Here is a 16,042-nt window from a genome sequence, read left to right on the forward strand (position 1 = left end):
GTCCTCCTCACATCGATAGCATGACTATACGAGACCTCGCACTTTTATGCAAAGACCTCGCGGTCCACTGGGAGGAGGCGTGACGACCGCCCGCGGCCGACCCTTCCACCGCTGGGCCCTTGGCAGCACCTGCCCAGGGCCGCTACCGGTACTCCTCGGGAAGCTCGACGCCGGTGGCCGCCTGGAGCCGCAGCATGTCGCGGCGGTCCTTCGCGGTGGGCTCATAGCCGAGGTGGCACCGCACCTGCGTCGCCGCGTCGACGCACCGCACCCGATGCCCGCCGATCGTCCCGGACACCGGGGGCGGATAGAGGAACCTCTCACCGCCCGGCAGGAGCTGCCAGCCGCCCCCGTCGGACGAGCCGGTGACGGGATGCAGGTCGATCTCCCCGCCCGAACCGTCCGCGACGGCCAGCGCCGCGGGCAGCCAGTCGCGCAGGACCTCCGTGAACCCCGCCCCGGCCAGCGCGGCCCGCACGACGTCGAGTTCGTCCAGGAGGACGACCAGGTCGAGATCCGCGTGGACCCGGGTCGTCCCACCGACCAGGGCGTCCACGCCCCAGCCGCCGTCCACCCAGGCCGTCGCTCCCGCGTCCCCCAGCAGGCGCAGGACGGCAAGCACCTCGGATTCGCTCAGCACACGTCGCACGCTGACAGCCACGACGGCCCTGCCGCCACCGGGATTCGCCCCGCACCGCGAACGGGCACGGGCCGGCTGACCGCCCGAGCCGTCACAGGGCGGTGGTGGTGCGCAGGTGGGCGGGGACGGACCACCACTGGTCGGGGCGGTCCACGACCGGGGCGTCCGGGCCGGTGTCAAGGAAGCGGGCGAGGCGCAGGAGGAACGTCGCGATGCCCGCCGCGCCCTGCATCCAGGCGGTCCCCGGCGGCAGCAGGGGCGGGTCCTCGCGGTGCTCAAGGAAGCGCCAGCGCACGCCCGCGTCGTCCCGCACGGCGCGGTCGGCCAGCGCGTCGCCCATCGTGCGGGCCGCCTCCACCAGGGTCTGCCGCCTGGCCGGCACCGGGCAGTCCTGGGCCGCGTCGAGCAGGATGTCGCCGACGCCGGCCGTCCCGCAGCAGCGCCCGTCGTTGTCCCAGAAGCCCGGCCGCAGCCGCTCCGGCACTCCCGAGGTGAGGACCGACGTCAGGCAGCGCTCCCGCAGCTCGTCGACCCCGTGGCCGGCCACTTCCGCGACCCCCGCGTGCGCCAGCGCCGTGAACAGGTGCGAGGTGCCGGCCGGGCCGTGGCACCAGGTGTACGTCACGGGTTCCACCTCCCGGGTCGACGGCGGGATGGTGTGCGGAACGACGAACCCGCCGTCCGCCAGCGAGCCCACCGCCAGGACGTGCCGGGCGCCCCGCACCGCGGCGTCGACGAAGTCGGCCCGGTCCAGCGCGGCGCCCGCCACCGCCAGCGCGGCCGCCACCCCGGCGGTTCCGTGCGAGTAGTTGGGCATCCGGGACGCCCGGCCGGGCGTCATGCCCCAGTCCAGGCCGGCGTCGGTGCGGTCGGCGGCGCGCAGCAGCGCCTCCCCGCCCGTCGCGGCGATCGCCGCGCTGAACTCGCTCCTCGCCCACACCGCCGCCATCACCACGCCCGCGGAACCCATGATGACGTCGATCAGCGGGGCGTCCGACCCCTCGCCGAGGTCGAGCGTGGTCCGCCAGCCGTCCGGTCCCGCCAGGTCCACCAGGCGTCGCAGGGCGACCGCCTCCGTACCGGGGGCGAGAAGGCGCAGCGCCATGGCGTGGCCGCCGAGCCCGTCGTACAGGGAGGGTTCCGCCGTCTGCTCCGCCTGCCGCGTGAGCCTGGCGACGATGCCGCCGGCCAGGGCCTGCTCCCGCGCGGTCAGCTCCCGGTACTGGGCGATCTCGGCCAGCGCGGGGGCCAGGCCGGCGATCCCCGAATAGAGCGAGTCGCGGTGCTCCTTGGCCGGCCGGTCTCCGGACGGCTCCTCCCCCGCCCCGGGCGGGCCGTCCTGCGGCACCGTCTCCGGCAGCCACGGCCCTTCGTCCTCGCGCACCTGGTCCAGCACCCACGACCAGGCGCGCTCCCCCACGTCCCGGTATCCCGCGCCCCTCAGCATCCGGCCACGCTAGCCCGTCGGACCCCCGGCCACCACGACGCCCGGCCCGCGCCTCACTGCTGGAGCCGGCTCAGCCCGACCGCCACCGCGACGATCGCGCCGAAGATCCACCAGGCCCGCGGATTGCCGAAGTTGAGCGTCCAGCCGATGCCGAACCGGCGGCCGACCACGATCGCCGGGTCGTCGCGGTTGACGTAGAGGACGCCGGCCTTCCAGTAGCGGTCGTCGTCGCGGCCGCCGGCCGGCCGCGCGCCGGCTGCGGCGGCGTCGGGCGCGGGCAGCCGGTGGCCGCCCTGGCCCATCCGCAGCAGCACCACGACCAGGCCCACCGTCCCGGCCGCGACCGGGACCAGAGGCAGGGCGGCCGCGGCACCCGAGGGCCGGTAGACCTGCCAGATCTGCAGGGCGCCGAGCAGCAGCCCGGCGTCGGCCAGGGCGGCCAGCAGCAGCACCGCGCGGGCGGTCACCCCGAGGAAGCGCCGGTAGCGCCGGGTCGAGGCGGGGTCGGCGGCGTCGGTGTCCGGGCGCGAGCGGTAGGTGAGCACCAGCAGCCCGACGACCACCGCGGTCACGAACAGCTGGGCGGGGACGATCGAGAAGGCGCTCCACACCGATCGGTCGGCCCAGCGGTCGGCGGTGCCCGAGAGGGTGAAGTGCACGGGCAGCCGGTCGGGCAGGTCGGGGTACCGGACGATGCCGGCGATGACGGTGGCCGCGACGACGGCGAGGGCCGGCACCGCCCACAGCACGGGGAAGCGCTCCGGCTCGGTGCGCCAGGAGGTGTCGGCGGTGACGGTCTGCCGGACGCCCTCGAACCAGCCCTCCTCGGCCTTGACCGCGGATATCCGCTCCCGGGCGAGCAGGAAGCAGCCGAACCCGGCGGCCACCTGCAGCAGCACCAGCGGCGCGACCAGCCAGGCCCAGCCGGAGGTGAACAGCACGGCCGCCGCGGTGCAGCAGACCGCCAGCACGCCGGTGCGCTGCATGTAGGCGCGCCGCTCCCGGCCGATCACCGCGGCGCCGGTGCGCCCGGGCGGCACCCGCACGCCGAACTGCACGGTGGGCCGGGTGGCGAGCGGCGACAGGCAGGTCGCCACCCCGACGAGCAGCACGGGGAAGGCCGCCAGCAGGCTCTGCGCGGTCATCAGCGCTGCCCCCCGCCCTCGCCGCCGGTGGACTCCCCGGCAGGCGCGGTCCGCCCGGCGCCGGCGAACGCGGCGACGGTGCTCCGGCAGTGCGCGACGATCTCCTCGGCGCCCACGCCCTGCGCGACCGCCTCGGCCAGCAGCGTGCGCAGCCGCGCCGCCCACGCGTCGACGTAACCGGGATCGGGCGGGCCGCCGGCGGCGTCCCGCTGGACCACCGCGCCGGACTTGCGGTTGATCCGCACCAGCCCTTCCTGGCGCAGGATGTCGTAACTCTTGTTCACCGTATGGAAGTTGATCCCCAGATCGGTGGCCAGCTGCCGGGTGGACGGCAGCGCGGAGCCGGCCGTCTGCCCGCCGTCCGCGATCGCCTCCACCAGCCGGTCCCTGATCTGCTGGTAGATCGGCACCGGCCCGTCCGGCTCGATGGTGAGCAGCATGGGCACCCCCTCGTATCTGTTATAGCTGTTGTAGAGCAGACGGACGCACACGGTCAAGCGCGGGGCAGGGCGCTGTCGATGCGCGGGCGGCGTCGGGATATCTTGATGTCAAGCAATGTTGGAGACTGGAGCGGAGTAACCCGGTGGCTGACTCGACCATCATCTATACGCACACCGACGAGGCCCCGGCCCTGGCGACGTACTCGTTCTTGCCTGTGGTCGAGGCGTACGCCGCTACGGCCGGGGTCACCGTCGAGACCCGTGACATCTCGCTGGCCGGGCGCATCATCGCGGTCTTCCCGGAGTACCTCCAGGAAGGCCAGCGCATCGACGACGCGCTCGCCGAGCTGGGCGAGCTGGCGAAGACGCCCGGGGCGAACATCATCAAGCTGCCGAACGTCTCGGCCTCGATCCCGCAGCTCAAGGCCGCGATCGCCGAACTTCAGCAGCAGGGCTACGCGCTGCCGGAGTACCCGGACGACCCGAAGACCGACGAGGAGCGCGACGTCCGCGCCCGCTACGACCGGATCAAGGGCAGCGCGGTGAACCCGGTGCTGCGCGAGGGGAACTCCGACCGCCGGGCGGCCGCCGCGGTCAAGAACTACGCCAAGGCCCACCCGCACCGCATGGGTGCCTGGAGCGCCGACTCCAGGACCAACGTCGCCACCATGGGCGTGGACGACTTCCGCACCACCGAGAAGTCCGCGGTCGTCCCGGGCGCCGGTTCGCTGCGCATCGAGCTGGCCGGCGACGACGGCAGCACCACGGTGCTGCGCGAGTCCGTGCCGGTGCTCGACGGCGAGGTCGTCGACGCGTCCGTGATGCGGGTCGCGGCGCTGCGCGAGTTCCTGACCGCCCAGGTCGCCCGCGCCAAGGCCGAGGGCGTGCTGTTCTCGGTGCACCTGAAGGCCACCATGATGAAGGTCTCCGACCCGATCATCTTCGGCCACGTGGTCCGCGCGTTCTTCCCGAAGACCTTCGCCGAGTACGGCGCGGTGCTGGCCGCCGCCGGCCTGACCCCGAACGACGGCCTGGGCGGCATCCTCAAGGGCGTCGAGGCGCTCCCCGAGGGCCCGGCGATCAAGGCGTCGATCGAGGCCGAGCTGGCCGAGGGCCCGGCGCTGGCCATGGTCGACTCCGACCGCGGCATCACCAACCTGCACGTGCCCAGCGACGTCATCGTCGACGCGTCCATGCCGGCCATGATCCGCACCTCCGGCCACATGTGGGGCCCGGACGGCAACGAGGCGGACACCCTGGCGGTCCTGCCGGACAGCAGCTACTCCGGCGTCTACCAGGCCGTCATCGAGGACTGCCGCGCCCACGGCGCCTACGACCCGGCGACGATGGGCTCGGTGCCCAACGTCGGCCTGATGGCGCAGAAGGCCGAGGAGTACGGCAGCCACGACAAGACCTTCGAGATCCCGGTCACCGGCACCGTGCGGGTGCTGGACGAGGCCGGCAACGCGGTGCTGGAGCAGGTCGTCAGCGCCGGCGACATCTTCCGGATGTGCCAGACCAAGGACCTGCCGATCCAGGACTGGGTCAAGCTGGCCGTCACCCGCGCCCGCGCCACCGGCGACCCGGCGGTGTTCTGGCTGGACGAGGACCGCGCGCACGACGCGCAGCTGATCGCCAAGATCCGCCAGTACCTGCCGGAGCACGACACCGAGGGCCTGCGGATCGAGATCATGTCGCCGGTCGAGGCGACCCGGTTCTCCCTGGAGCGCATCCGCCGCGGCGAGAACACCATCTCGGTCACCGGCAACGTGCTGCGCGACTACCTGACCGACCTGTTCCCGATCCTGGAGCTGGGCACCAGCGCCAAGATGCTGTCGATCGTGCCGCTGATGAACGGCGGCGGCCTGTTCGAGACGGGCGCCGGCGGCTCCGCCCCGAAGCACGTGCAGCAGCTGGTCAAGGAGAACTACCTGCGCTGGGACAGCCTGGGCGAGTTCCTGGCGCTCGCCGTCAGCTTCGAGCACCTCGCGCAGAGCACAGGCAACGCCCGCGCCCAGGTCCTGGCCGACACCCTGGACCGCGCGACCGGCACCTTCCTCAACGAGGACAAGTCGCCGAGCCGGCGCCTGGGCGGCATCGACAACCGCGGCAGCCACTTCTACCTGGCCCTGTACTGGGCCCAGGAGCTGGCGAAGCAGGGCGACGACGCGCAGCTCGCGGAGGCGTTCGCGCCGCTGGCCAAGTCGCTGGCCGAGGCCGAGCAGACCATCGTCGACGAGCTGATCGCCGTGCAGGGCTCGCCGGCCGACATCGGCGGCTACTACCAGCCGGACCCGGCGAAGGCGGCTGCCGTGATGCGCCCGTCGGCGACGTTCAACGCCGCGCTCGCCACGCTCGCCTGATCCCCGGCGGTGCGGCCCGCGCCGCACCGCCACCCCGACCGCCCCGCCCGGCCCACCGCCGGCGGGGCGGTCGGCGTCGGGCCCGGCGCGCGCCCCTGCGGACCCGCGGCAGGCCGTAGGGTGAGGGGGCGATGGGTCGATTCAGCACGCCGTGGGGCGCACGAGAGATGAGCCGCTTCCCGGCGGAGCCGCGGGAGCAGTTGCAGGCATGGGACGCGGCGGACGCTTATCTGCTGTCCCACCTCGCGGAGCAGGGCACCGACCTGTCGGGCGAGGTCGTCGCGCTGGGGGACCGGTGGGGCGCGCTGGCCACCGCCCTCGCCGATCACGAGCCGACGCAGATCTCCGACTCCTACCTCGGCCAGCAGGCCAGCCTGGCGAACCTGCGGCGCAACGCGCCCGATGCCCGGGTGCCGCTGCTGTCCACGCGCGACACCCCGCCGCGGCGGATCGACGTGCTGCTGGTGCGCGTACCCAAGAGCCTGGCGCTGCTGGAGGACCAGCTGCACCGGCTCGCACCCGCTGTCCATGCGGGCACCGTCGTCGTCGGCGCGGGCATGGTCAGCGAGATCCACACCTCGACGCTGCGCCTGTTCGAGCGGATCATCGGGCCGACCCGCACCTCGCTCGCGGTGCGCAAGGCCCGCCTCATCCTGTGCACCCCCGACCCCGGCCTCGACCCGGGTCCCAGCCCCTGGCCGCTGCGGTACGCGCTGCCCGACGGCATCGGGCCGCTGTCCGGCCGGACCGTCACCAACCACGCCGGCGTCTTCTGCGCCGACCGGCTCGACGTCGGCACCCGTCTGCTGCTCCAGCACCTGCCGCACCGCGACGGGCAGGACCGGGTGGTCGACCTCGGTTGCGGCAACGGCGTCGTGGGCACCGCGGCGGCCGTCGCCAACCCGGCGTCCGAGCTGCTGTTCGTCGACGAGTCCCACCAGGCCGTCGCCTCCGCCGAGGCGACCTTCCACGACAACGCGGACCCGGGCACCAAGGCCGAGTTCCTCGCCGGGGACGCGCTCGCCTCCGTCCCGCCCGGCAGTGCCGACCTGGTGCTGAACAACCCGCCGTTCCACTCCCACCGGGCCACCAGCGACAGCACGGCCCGGCGGATGTTCGGCGGCGCGCGCGCCGCGCTGCGGCCCGGCGGCGAGCTGTGGGTGGTCGGCAACCGGCACCTCGGCTACCACGTGCGGCTGCGCCGGCTCTTCGGCAACTGCGAAGTCGTCGCCTCCGACCCGAAGTTCGTGGTGCTGCGCGCCGTCAGGCGCTGAAGCACCCCGCGCCGACCGCGGGTTGCGGCAGTTCATCGCGGAGGCACACGCCGGACGGTTCGCCGGCCCACGTGGCAGGAGGCGAGGTCAGGCAGGCCGGCCCGAGGAAGCTCTGGGACGCCGTGCTGCGCGCCCGCTCGTGGTTCGTGTCCCAGGGGCACCCGTCGCGCGACCGGTTCGGCGCCACGATCACCGCCGACCGGCAGGTCTATTGGGTCGACGAGCCGGGACACGTCGTTCCGCTGTGCCCCGCGGCGGGCTGAACCGACCCCTCGCACCCTCACCCTGCGGCCCCGAGGCCCGGCCGGACGGACCGGCCCCCGGGTCGCGGGGTGAGGGGCGCGACGGTGTCAGGGGGTGCGCACCCGCGTCGGGTAGTGGTCGGCGACGACCTTGGTCATCGCGCCGAGCGGGTCGAGCCCGACCTCCTTGGCCGAATACCACACGTTGCCGCGCACCTGCGGGTAGTCCGCGTCGAAGTCCATGTGCCGGGACAGCTCGGCCGGGTCCTGCCAGGGGGCCGGCTGGCCGGCGGCACCGACCTTGTAGACCGCCTCGCCGATGTAGAGCTGCACCCGGGTGCCGGTCACCACGTCGGCCCACCAGGGCACGAGCACGCCGTAGTCCGCCGCGGCGAACCCGATGTTCCAGTAGACCTGCGGGCAGATGTAGTCGAGCCAGCCCTTCTTGACCCAGCCGCGGGTGTCGGCGTGCAGGTCGTCGTAGGTCTGCACGCCGGCGGTGGTGGCGGAGCCCAGCGGGTCGGTGGCCGCGTTGCGCCACACGCCGAAGGGGCTGATGCCGAACCGGGTGGTCGGCCGGATGGCCTTGATCCCGGCGGCCGTCTCCTGGACCAGCAGGTCGCAGTTGTGGCGGCGCCAGGCGTCGCGGTCGGTGAAGCCGGCGCCGTACTCCGCCCAGGCCGCGTCGTCGTCGAAGGTCTGGCCGGCCACCGGGTACGGGTAGAAGTAGTCGTCCCAGTGCACTGCGTCGATCGGGTAGCGGCGGACCGCGTCGAGGATCGCCGCCTCCACGAACCGGCGCACCTCGGGGATGCCCGGGTTGTAGTAGAGCTTCCCGCCGTACGGCAGCACCCATTCGGGGTGCAGCCGGGCCGGGTGGGTGGGCACCAGCGTGCTGGGGTCGGTCGTCATGGACACCCGGTAGGGGTTGAACCAGGCGTGCAGTTCCAGGCCGCGGCGGTGCGCCTCCTCGACGGCCGTGCCCAGCGGATCCCAGCCGGGGTCCTTGCCCTGGGTGCCCGTCAGGTACTGCGACCACGGCTCGAACGGCGAGGGCCAGAAGGCGTCCGCGGTCGGGCGCACCTGGAACATCACGGCGTTCAGCTTGCGTTCGACCGCCAGGTCCAGCAGGTCCAGCAGTTCCTGCCGCTGCTGCTCGGGGCTGAGCCCGGGCGCGGAAGGCCAGTTGGTGTTGACGACGGTGGCGATCCACATGCCGCGCATCTGCCGGTGCGGGCGGGGCCGGCCCGGCGGCGGCCCCGCCGGGGCCGCGGCGGGCTTCCCGTCGGCGGCGGCCGCGGAGCCGGCGGGCAGGGCGGTCGCGGCGAGCGTGCCGGCCGCAGCGGCGGTGAAGGAGCGTCGCGAGAGTTGGTCCATGGGTGGCCTCCTGATCTTCCGTCACGACCCGCCGATGATGGGCCCATTCGGCCATGGCGGCAACCACCGATTGGTCTACTCCAATTGTGGGGGGCGGAGGAGACACAGGGGGTTCTCCGGCAACGGCGCCCGGGCTCTTCTCGACCGCGGCCGGGGCCGCTAACATCGGACCATTCATGGGAGCGCTCCCACACTCCGGAGGCGTTCGCCGTGCCCGAGCACCCCGTCCACACCCCCCACCTCGAGGACGTCCCATGCTCCGCAGACCCCTTGCCGCGCTCGTCGCGGCGCTCTCCCTGATCGGCGGCGCGGTCGCCGCGGCGTCGGCCACCGCGGCCGCCTCGGCGGCCCCGCGGGCCGCCGCCCCGGCCGCGGCCGAGTCCTACAGCTGGAAGAACGTGCAGATCGGCGGGGGCGGCTTCGTCCCCGGCATCGAGTTCAACCAGTCCGAGAAGAACCTCGCCTACGCCCGGACCGACATCGGCGGCGCCTACCGCTGGGACCAGTCGAGCGGGTCCTGGATTCCGCTGCTGGACTCGGTGGACTGGGACCACTGGGGCAGGACCGGCGTGGTGAGCCTGGCCACCGACGCGCTCGCGCCCGACAAGGTGTACGCGGCCGTCGGCACCTACACCAACAGCTGGGACCCCGGCACCGGCGCGGTGCTGCGCTCGTCCGACCGGGGCGCCACCTGGCAGGCCACCGACCTGCCGTTCAAGCTCGGCGGCAACATGCCGGGCCGCGGCATGGGCGAGCGCCTGGCGATCGACCCGAACAAGGACAGCGTCCTGTACCTGGGCACGCCCAGCGGCAACGGCCTGTGGCGCAGCACCGATGCGGGCGTGACCTGGTCGAAGGTGACGGCGTTCCCCAACCCGGGGAACTACGCCGACGACCCGTCGGACACCAGCGGCTACAACAGCGACAACCAGGGCGTCGTCTGGGTGACCTTCGACCCGACGACCGGCACCAAGGGCAGCACCACGCAGACGGTCTACGTGGGCGTGGCCGACAAGGACAACACCGTCTACCGGTCCACCGACGGCGGCACCACCTGGTCGCGGGTGGCCGGCCAGCCGACCGGCTACATCGCGCACAAGGGCGTGCTGGACGCGGTCAACGGCTACCTCTACCTGGCCACCAGCGACACCGGCGGCCCGTACGACGGCGCCAAGGGCCAGGTCTGGCGGTACGCCACCAGGACCGGTACCTGGACGAACATCAGCCCGATGTCGGACGCCGACACCTACTTCGGCTACTCGGGACTGACCGTCGACCGCCAGCACCCGGGCACGGTCATGGTCAGCGGCTACAGCTCCTGGTGGCCCGACACCCAGATCTTCCGGTCCACCGACAGCGGCGCGACCTGGACCCGGGCCTGGGACTACACCAGCTATCCGAACCGTGCGAACCGCTACACGATGGACGTCTCCTCGGTGCCGTGGCTGACCTTCGGCGCCAACCCGTCGCCGCCCGAGCAGACCCCGAAGCTCGGCTGGATGACCGAGGCGCTGGAGATCGACCCGTTCGACTCCGACCGCATGTGGTACGGCACCGGCGCGACCGTCTACGGCACCAGCGACCTCACCGACTGGGACACCTCCGGCGGGAAGATCACCCTCCGGCCGAACGTCAAGGGCCTGGAGGAGACCGCGGTCAACGAGCTGGTCAGCCCGCCCTCGGGCGCCCCGCTGCTCAGCGCGCTCGGCGACATCGACGGGTTCCGGCACACCGACCTGACCAAGGTGCCGGCCATGATGTTCCAGCAGCCGAACTTCACCACCTCCACCGGCCTGGACTACGCCGAGGGCAACCCGTCGGTCCTGGTGCGGTCCGGCAACGCGGACTCCGGCGCGCACGTGGCGTTCTCCACCGACGACGGCGCGAACTGGTTCGCCGGCACCGACCCGTCCGGCATCACCGGGGGCGGCACCGTCGCGGCCGCGGCCGACGGCAGCCGCTTCCTGTGGAGCCCGGCCGGCACCGGCATCAACTACTCGGTGGGCTTCGGCAGTTCGTGGTCGGCCTCGACCGGAGTGCCGTCCGGCGCGGTGATCGGCGCGGACCGGGTGAACGCCAGGAAGTTCTACGCGTTCTCCGGCGGCCGGTTCTACGTGTCCACCGACGGCGGCGCGAGCTTCGCCGCGACCGCGGCCACCGGACTGCCCTCCTCGGGCACGGTGCACTTCAAGGCGCTGCCCGGGACCGAGGGCGACATCTGGCTGGCCGGCGGCACCAGCGGCGGCACCTACGGCCTGTGGCACTCCACCGACTCCGGCGCCTCCTTCACCAAGGTCGCCGGCGTCCAGGAGGCCGACACCATAGGCTTCGGCAAGGCCGCCCCGGGCGCGAACTACCAGGCGCTGTACACCAGCGCGAAGATCGGCGGGGTCCGCGGCATCTACCGCTCCACCGACGCCGGCGCCGGCTGGGTGCGGATCAACGACGACGCCCACCAGTACGGCTGGACCGGCGGCGCCATCACCGGCGACCCGCGGGTCTACGGACGGGTGTACCTGGGCACCAACGGCCGCGGCATCATCTACGGCGACACCTCGGACCCGTCCGGCGGCACCACACCTCCGACCACTCCCCCGACCACCCCGCCCACCACACCTCCGACGACTCCGCCCACGACTCCCCCGACGACCCCGCCGACCACGCCTCCTGCGTCGGGCGGCTGCCAGGTCGCGTACACGGTCACCAACCAGTGGCCGGGTGGCTTCCAGGCGTCGGTGACGGTGGCGAACACCGGGAGCTCGGCGGTCAGCGGCTGGAAGCTCGGCTGGTCGTTCCCGGGTGACGAGGCCATCACCTCGCTGTGGAGCGCGAACTTCACCCAGAGCGGGAAGGCGGTGTCGGTCACACCGCCGGACTGGGCCCCGTCGCTACCCGCGGGCGGGACGGCGACCTTCGGCTTCACCGGCACATCCTCCGGGAGTCCCGGCGTACCGGCGGCCTTCACGCTCGACGGCTCCGCCTGCAGTTCGGCCTGAGCGGCAGTCCAGGCAGGCCAGGTGCGGTGCTCGCGGGTCCGGCGGCAGCCGGTCCCCGCGGGCATCGCACTGTCCGGGCACCGGTAACGTCTGTCCGGTAGACGTAGTGGCCGAGCAGCGAGGGGCTGACGAGTGAGTGACATCCAGCGCGTCGGAGTGGTCGGGGCGGGCCAGATGGGTTCGGGCATCGCCGAGGTGTGCGCCAAGGCCGGGCTCGACGTCCGGGTCGCCGAGACCACCGGCGAGGCGCTGGAACTGGGGCGCGCCCGCCTCACCACCTCGCTCGGCAAGGCCGCCGAGCGCGGCAAGATCACCGAGGACGAGCGCGACGCCGCACTGGACCGGCTGAGCTTCACCACCGACCTCGGCGAGTTCGCCGACCGGGACCTGGTGATCGAGGCCGTGGTGGAGAACGAGCAGGTCAAGACGGACATCTTCCGGGTCCTCGACCAGGTGGTCACCCGCCGGGACGCGATCCTGGCCTCCAACACCTCCTCCATCCCGCTGGTCCGTCTGGCGGTCGCCACCTCGCGGCCCGACTTCGTGATCGGCGTGCACTTCTTCAACCCCGCGCCGGTGCAGCGCCTGGTGGAGGTCATCCCGGCGCTGACGACGTCCGGCGACACCGTCAAGCGCACCGAGCACCTGGTGGCCGAGGTGCTGGGCAAGCACGCGATCCGCGCGCAGGACCGGTCCGGCTTCGTGGTGAACGCCCTGCTGGTGCCCTATCTGCTGTCCGCGATCCGGATGTTCGAGTCGGGCATCGCGACCCGCGAGGACATCGACAACGGCATGGAGATGGGCTGCGCCCACCCGATGGGCCCGCTCAAGCTCTCCGACCTGATCGGCCTGGACACCGTCGCGGCCATCGCCGACTCGATGTACACGGAGTACAAGGAGCCGCTGTACGCCGCCCCGCCGATCCTGCAGCGGATGGTCGACGCGGGCCGCCTCGGCCGCAAGTCCGGCGCCGGCTTCTACACCTACTGACCGGGAATCCCCACCTACCGACCGGTCCGGCCGCCGGCGGCCGGACCCGGTCCCACACGGCCTGGGCCGTGTCGGACCCTAGGGACCGCCGTGGTCCTCGTAGGCCTGGACGACCTCCTCGGTCGGGCCGTCCATCAGCAGCTCGCCCTTCTCGATCCAGAGCACCCGGTCGCAGGTGTCGCGGATGGAGTTGTTGTTGTGGCTGACCAGGAAGACGGTGCCGGCCTCCTTGCGCAGCTCGCGGATCCGCTCCTCCGAGCGCTTCTGGAAGGCGCGGTCGCCGGTGGCCAGCGCCTCGTCGATCATCAGCACGTCGTGGTTCTTGGCCGCGGCGATGGAGAAGCGCAGGCGGGCGGCCATGCCTGAGGAGTAGGTGCGCATCGGCAGCGAGATGAAGTCGCCCTTCTCGTTGATGCCGGAGAAGTCCACGATCCCCTGGTAGCGCTCCCGGACCTCCTCCTGGGACATGCCCATGGCCAGGCCGCCGAGCACGACGTTGGTGCCGCCGGTCAGGTCGTTCATCAGCGCCGCGTTGACGCCCAGCAGGGACGGCTGGCCGTGGGTGTACACCCTGCCGCGGTCCGCGGGCAGCAGGCCGGCGATGGCCTTGAGCAGGGTGGACTTGCCCGAGCCGTTGGAGCCGATGATCCCGACCGCCTCGCCGCGGTAGGCCGTGAAGGTGACGCCCTTGACCGCGTGCACGGTCGTGATGTTGGGCGAGCCCTGCCGCAGCACCATCCGGCGCAGCGCCGCGGTGGCATTGCCGTGCCCGGTGCCGGTGCCGTAGATCCGGTAGACCACGTGCAGGTCGTCGACGACGACGGTCGGCACCGGGGCCGCGGGCGGCCCGGCGGCGGGGGGCGGGTCCGGCACGGCAGGGGCGGGCGCCGCGGGATCGGCGGCGGGCGGCCGCCGTGCGGTGTCGCCGTGTGCGTCGGTGTGTGTCCTGTCGTGTGCCGCCGTCTGCTCGGCGGAGGGTTCAGCCACGTCCGTACTCCTCCTCGGACGACCAGAAGAACGCGTACCCGGCACCTGCCGCCACAGTCGCCCAGATCAGCGCGAGCGGCCACACGTGGGGCGGCAGCCGGGACCCGGTCACCGTGTCGATCAGGGCGTACCGCATCAGGCCCACGTAGATCAGCGCCGGATTGGCCTCCAGCAGCCGCACCAGCGGGTGCGGCGCGCCCGCGGTGATCCGGGACAGGTCGTAGAAGATCCCGGACAGGTACATCCAGGTGCGCAGCAGGAACGGCAGCAGCTGGGAGAAGTCGGTGGTGCGGGCGCCGACCCTGGCCAGGGCGAGGGCCAGCCCCGCGTTGAACACGGACTGCAGCAGCAGGGCGGGGACGGCCAGCAGCCACCGGGTCGTGACGGGGACGCCGTCGGCGACCAGCACCAGCCCCAGCACGCCGAGCGCCAGCAGCAGCTGCCGCAGCTGGAGCAGGGTGGCGGCCAGCGGCAGGCTGGCCCGCGGGAAGTGCAGGGCCCTGACCAGGCCGATGTTGTCGGTCAGCGAGCGGGCGCCGGACAGCGCGGCGGACTGCGTGAAGGTGAAGACGAAGACACCGGTGCACAGGAACGGGATGTAGTCGGGCACGCCGCGCCCGGCTCCGAGCAGCATGCCGAAGACCAGGAAGTAGACGGCCGCGTTGAGCAGCGGGGTGAGCACCTGCCAGAGCTGGCCGAGCCGGGCCCCGGAGTACAGGGCGGACTGGCGGGCGGCGGCGAGCGCGGTGATGAAGTGGCGGCGGGCCCACAGCTGGCGGGCGTAGGCGCCCGGGCCGGGCCGGGCGCCGCTGACCGACAGTCCGTGGGCGGCCGCGAAGGCGGCGGCGGGAGAAGCGGGCATGGGCCGACCGTACGCAGATTGACGATGGAACGCAACCGTTCCGTCGTCACGTCACCGTCACGACGTTGCGCTAGGCTCGTGCCATGGCGAATGAGGAGGCGGCGGGCGGCGGTCCGGCACGGCGCGCGCCGGCCGGGGCGGCGGTACTGCGCGAGGACGTGACCGAGGCGATCCGCGAGGCGGTGTTCGCCGAGCTGGCAGCCGTCGGCTACGGGCGGATGTCCATGGAGGGCATCGCCCGGCGGGCCGGCGTCGGCAAGGCCGCGGTGTACCGCAGGTGGCGCTCGAAGCTGCCGCTGGTGCTCGATCTGGTGCCGGCCGTGGCGGCCGGCGGACTGCCCGTGCCCGACACCGGGACGCTCCACGGCGATGTGCGCGAGCTGCTGGAGGTCGCGGCGCGGGCGCTGAGCCACCCGGTGGCCGCGCAGATCATCCCCGACCTGCTGGCCGAGGCGGCGCGCAGCCCCGAGATGGCGGAGGCGCTGCGCACGGCGTTGCGGGACGCGCAGGGCGGTATCGCCGCGGCCGTCGTCGGCAAGGCCGTCGCCCGCGGCGAGCTGCCCCCGTCCACCGATCCCGAGCTGGCCCTGGCTTTTCTGGCCGGCCCCGTCTACTGGCACCTCTCCGTCATGCGCTCGCCTCTCCCCCCGTCCCAGCTGGACGCTCTCGCGACGGCCGTCACGTCAGCTCTCCGCTCTCCTGGGTGAGCTCGGCCGCCATCCGGCGGGGAGGCTACGGTGCGGCCTTCCCCGGACCGCCCGTCGGTGCCGGGTCGGACGCGCGCTCGGCCACGACGGTGGCCCACCGTCCCCACGGCGAGGTGCCCCGTCAGGGCGCGGGGCCCGCAGAGCTGCGCCTGGGAGGTGCCAGCCACGACGGTGGCCCGCTGTCCGCACGGCGAGGTGCACCCCCAAGGGGCGCGGGGAACTGCGCGACCAGCCCACCACCGGCCGGTGGTCCGGGACGTACCGAACTGCCCCTTCGGGCCGGTGACGACCCGCGGCGCCGCGCGGGCTGAGCGCGCAGTTCCCCGCGCCCCTACGGGGCACGCCCCGCCCCGAAAGGCACGATGCCGTCGCACGGCCGGTGCGTGGTTGCCCGCGCAGGGGGCACCTCCCAGGTGCAGCCCTGGGGGACCCCGCGCCCCTACGGGGCACGCCCCGCCCCGAAAGGCACGATGCCGTCGCACGGCAGGTGCGTGGTTGCCCGCGCTGGGGGCACCTCCCAGGTGCAGCTCTGGGGGACCCCGCGCCCTGGGCGGGGCACGCCGTGCCCGAGG

General features: G+C 73.3%; 13 protein-coding genes. 6 read left to right on the forward strand and 7 right to left on the reverse strand.

What is annotated here, in order from left to right:
* Positions 1-142 precede the first annotated feature (142 nt).
* The 4 genes from ACH4TG_RS25925 to ACH4TG_RS25940 form a co-directional block, all read right to left on the reverse strand.
* Positions 143-640, reverse strand: coding sequence for a nucleotidyltransferase domain-containing protein (locus tag ACH4TG_RS25925; protein WP_398244899.1), 498 nt, complete (start codon positions 638-640; stop codon positions 143-145).
* 91 nt (positions 641-731) lie between these two features.
* The gene (locus ACH4TG_RS25930; protein WP_398244900.1) at positions 732-2,087 is read right to left on the reverse strand and encodes a lanthionine synthetase LanC family protein; all 1,356 of its coding nucleotides are present in this window, start codon (positions 2,085-2,087) and stop codon (positions 732-734) included.
* Between the two features lie 53 nt (positions 2,088-2,140).
* Positions 2,141-3,232, reverse strand: a complete 1,092-nt coding sequence (locus ACH4TG_RS25935) for a DUF1648 domain-containing protein (protein ID WP_398244901.1) — start codon at positions 3,230-3,232, stop codon at positions 2,141-2,143.
* Positions 3,232-3,672: a GntR family transcriptional regulator gene (locus tag ACH4TG_RS25940; RefSeq protein WP_398244902.1), complete on the reverse strand. Its 441-nt coding sequence runs from the start codon at positions 3,670-3,672 to the stop codon at positions 3,232-3,234. Before ACH4TG_RS25940 ends, ACH4TG_RS25935 begins: the two co-directional genes overlap by 1 nt.
* 143 nt (positions 3,673-3,815) lie before the next feature.
* Here ACH4TG_RS25940 and ACH4TG_RS25945 point away from each other — a divergent pair, with 143 nt between their 5' ends.
* From ACH4TG_RS25945 to ACH4TG_RS25955, 3 genes are all read left to right on the forward strand, one after another.
* Entirely contained in the window at positions 3,816-6,035 is a 2,220-nt protein-coding gene (locus ACH4TG_RS25945) for an NADP-dependent isocitrate dehydrogenase (RefSeq protein ID WP_398244903.1), read from the forward strand.
* Positions 6,036-6,166: 131 nt separating this feature from the next.
* Positions 6,167-7,309: a methyltransferase gene (locus ACH4TG_RS25950; protein ID WP_398244904.1), complete on the forward strand. Its 1,143-nt coding sequence runs from the start codon at positions 6,167-6,169 to the stop codon at positions 7,307-7,309.
* A gap of 71 nt (positions 7,310-7,380) precedes the next feature.
* Entirely contained in the window at positions 7,381-7,572 is a 192-nt protein-coding gene (locus tag ACH4TG_RS25955; RefSeq protein ID WP_398244905.1) for a hypothetical protein, read from the forward strand.
* Between the two features lie 87 nt (positions 7,573-7,659).
* Here the strand turns inward: ACH4TG_RS25955 and ACH4TG_RS25960 are convergent, their stop codons facing one another.
* The gene (locus ACH4TG_RS25960; RefSeq protein ID WP_398244906.1) at positions 7,660-8,928 is read right to left on the reverse strand and encodes a glycoside hydrolase family 10 protein; all 1,269 of its coding nucleotides are present in this window, start codon (positions 8,926-8,928) and stop codon (positions 7,660-7,662) included.
* A gap of 254 nt (positions 8,929-9,182) precedes the next feature.
* On the opposite strand from ACH4TG_RS25960, the gene ACH4TG_RS25965 reads away from it, so the two are divergent.
* Together ACH4TG_RS25965 and ACH4TG_RS25970 are read left to right on the forward strand one after the other, a co-directional pair.
* A complete protein-coding gene (locus ACH4TG_RS25965; protein WP_398244907.1) occupies positions 9,183-11,924 on the forward strand; it encodes a cellulose binding domain-containing protein in 2,742 nt (913 codons plus the stop codon).
* Positions 11,925-12,056: 132 nt separating this feature from the next.
* Positions 12,057-12,914, forward strand: a complete 858-nt coding sequence (locus ACH4TG_RS25970; protein WP_398244908.1) for a 3-hydroxybutyryl-CoA dehydrogenase — start codon at positions 12,057-12,059, stop codon at positions 12,912-12,914.
* A gap of 78 nt (positions 12,915-12,992) precedes the next feature.
* On the opposite strand, the gene ACH4TG_RS25975 is transcribed toward ACH4TG_RS25970, so the two are convergent.
* Complete coding sequence (locus tag ACH4TG_RS25975) at positions 12,993-13,787, reverse strand: ABC transporter ATP-binding protein (RefSeq protein WP_398244980.1); 795 nt, start codon at positions 13,785-13,787, stop codon at positions 12,993-12,995.
* Positions 13,788-13,893: 106 nt separating this feature from the next.
* Positions 13,894-14,763, reverse strand: coding sequence for an ABC transporter permease (locus ACH4TG_RS25980; RefSeq protein WP_398244909.1), 870 nt, complete (start codon positions 14,761-14,763; stop codon positions 13,894-13,896).
* A gap of 83 nt (positions 14,764-14,846) precedes the next feature.
* Here ACH4TG_RS25980 and ACH4TG_RS25985 point away from each other — a divergent pair, with 83 nt between their 5' ends.
* A complete protein-coding gene (locus ACH4TG_RS25985) occupies positions 14,847-15,470 on the forward strand; it encodes a TetR/AcrR family transcriptional regulator (protein ID WP_398244910.1) in 624 nt (207 codons plus the stop codon).
* Positions 15,471-16,042 lie beyond the last annotated feature (572 nt).

The sequence above is a fragment of the Streptomyces sp. NPDC020917 genome (assembly GCF_044333795.1).
GTDB lineage: Bacteria > Actinomycetota > Actinomycetes > Streptomycetales > Streptomycetaceae > Actinacidiphila.

Coding starts and splice junctions, on each gene's coding strand:
- ACH4TG_RS25930 (WP_398244900.1), bottom strand. CDS start 2,087: ATGCTGAGGGGCGCGGGATACCGGGACGTGGGGGAGCGCGCCTGGTCG.
- ACH4TG_RS25935 (WP_398244901.1), bottom strand. CDS start 3,232: ATGACCGCGCAGAGCCTGCTGGCGGCCTTCCCCGTGCTGCTCGTCGGG.
- ACH4TG_RS25940 (WP_398244902.1), bottom strand. CDS start 3,672: ATGCTGCTCACCATCGAGCCGGACGGGCCGGTGCCGATCTACCAGCAG.
- ACH4TG_RS25950 (WP_398244904.1), top strand. CDS start 6,167: ATGGGTCGATTCAGCACGCCGTGGGGCGCACGAGAGATGAGCCGCTTC.
- ACH4TG_RS25960 (WP_398244906.1), bottom strand. CDS start 8,928: ATGGACCAACTCTCGCGACGCTCCTTCACCGCCGCTGCGGCCGGCACG.
- ACH4TG_RS25965 (WP_398244907.1), top strand. CDS start 9,183: ATGCTCCGCAGACCCCTTGCCGCGCTCGTCGCGGCGCTCTCCCTGATC.
- ACH4TG_RS25980 (WP_398244909.1), bottom strand. CDS start 14,763: ATGCCCGCTTCTCCCGCCGCCGCCTTCGCGGCCGCCCACGGACTGTCG.
- ACH4TG_RS25985 (WP_398244910.1), top strand. CDS start 14,847: ATGGCGAATGAGGAGGCGGCGGGCGGCGGTCCGGCACGGCGCGCGCCG.